We start from the raw sequence: 1505 nt of genomic DNA on the forward strand, positions 1-1505 counted from the left end.
CCTGAAAGTGGGTTGGCAGCCGGGCTGCGACGAGGCCGTTAAAGACAGCCCGATCGACCGGAAACTATTCATGCACATCATCTACATGAATTATCGTCTGGGCTTCCCGACCAGGGAGCAAGTGAAAGCCTTCATTACTATGCCCTGCCTGAAAGAGGGCTGGCAGCCAGGTCAGGATGCTGCTGTTAAAGACAAACCAGTCCACCGGGAGCTGCTTGGACACGTTGCCGCCGCGTATTATGGTAAAGGCTTCCCGGTAGAGGCGGACGTAATAGCCTTTGTTCAATGGCTGCCCCGGGGTGACAAGAAGCTTTTCCTGAAGATGGCCAGCCGAGTGTTATGCAAGTCCGGGTTACCCGGGCATAGGGAGTTGGCAGCCAATGAGAGGTTATTTCGCTTACGCCTTCCAGATCTTCTGGAACTCTCCGGAGACATTGACTACGACATTGATGACTCCGATGATGAGCAGGAAGAAGACGATGCAATGAACTCATTGCCGCTGTTCAGTTCGGCTCCTAAAAAGTGGCGTATAACCATTGCACAGACCATGAAAGTCCTGGCGCTGTTCTGTTCTGCTCCTAACAAATGGCGTATGACGATGGCAGAGTTTGAACAATACCTGACCGCTTTCACAAACGCCCACAATGAAAGAACCCAAGTACTTTCTGCGCTGAGATCGTTGATACCGACGCTTTACAACCATGGTGGTGCAGGCGTACATTTCTGGCTGAAAAGGAAAAATGAAAAACCGCAAGACCAAGACTTGCTCACTAAGGCACTCTCCCTTTCCGCCCCCTTGGAAACCATAAAGCTTGCCCTGACGAAGCTTCCTGAACCCGAGTGTCTGGAGTACATCAGAGTGTGCAAAAACCTGAGTCCTGCCCCGAACAAAGAGCAATGGGAGGCATTGAAGCCACTTCGGGAAAGACTTGGTCAGCGATACCCCCTGAAACGAAGTAAAGCAATGATGCTGGAGCTTATCTGGTTGCAGCCAGAGGCCAAGCGCTCAGACTTTGCCCAAAAGCTCGACAGCTTCTTCGACACTGTCCCCGGGACTCACCAACTGTACCGGATACACCAGACATTCAAGCCACAAAAAATGCAGGATTTTCTGGAGGCCTGTATTGCCCGACAGACCTCCAATGCCCTTCAGGTAAAAGAACAGGAGCTTATATTGGAAGGGCTGCTGCTGGCACACCATTACCTGACTGACCACCAACAGATACCGAACCTTTGCTTTTCATCGCAGGTGGCCGGCACCGGTGGCAAAGGGGTGGTTATCAAAGGTGATGCGGTCATGGAAGGACAGAAGCGGCTGTGGCTCTTTATAGCCGCCATGCTGATTGAGCTTGAACAGGTACCTGAGTATAAGTTTGAAAAGCAACAGCTGACGATACTTTCCGGTAGTGGAACCATGACATTGCCAAAACCGGAATTCAGTCTCATCGGTAACGGTTTTATGATCAAGAACTGGTCGCTGGAGCAGCTAAACGCTTTTTTCGAGG

1 protein-coding gene is annotated in these 1505 nt (G+C 51.2%); it reads left to right on the forward strand.

Annotation, left to right across the window (positions count from 1 at the left end):
- A partial coding sequence (locus tag KDK17_RS07280; RefSeq protein ID WP_257287724.1) for a hypothetical protein occupies positions 1 to 1505 on the forward strand: 1505 nt, incomplete at both ends.

This window comes from Endozoicomonas sp. SESOKO2 (assembly GCF_024606245.1).
Taxonomy (GTDB): domain Bacteria; phylum Pseudomonadota; class Gammaproteobacteria; order Pseudomonadales; family Endozoicomonadaceae; genus Endozoicomonas_A.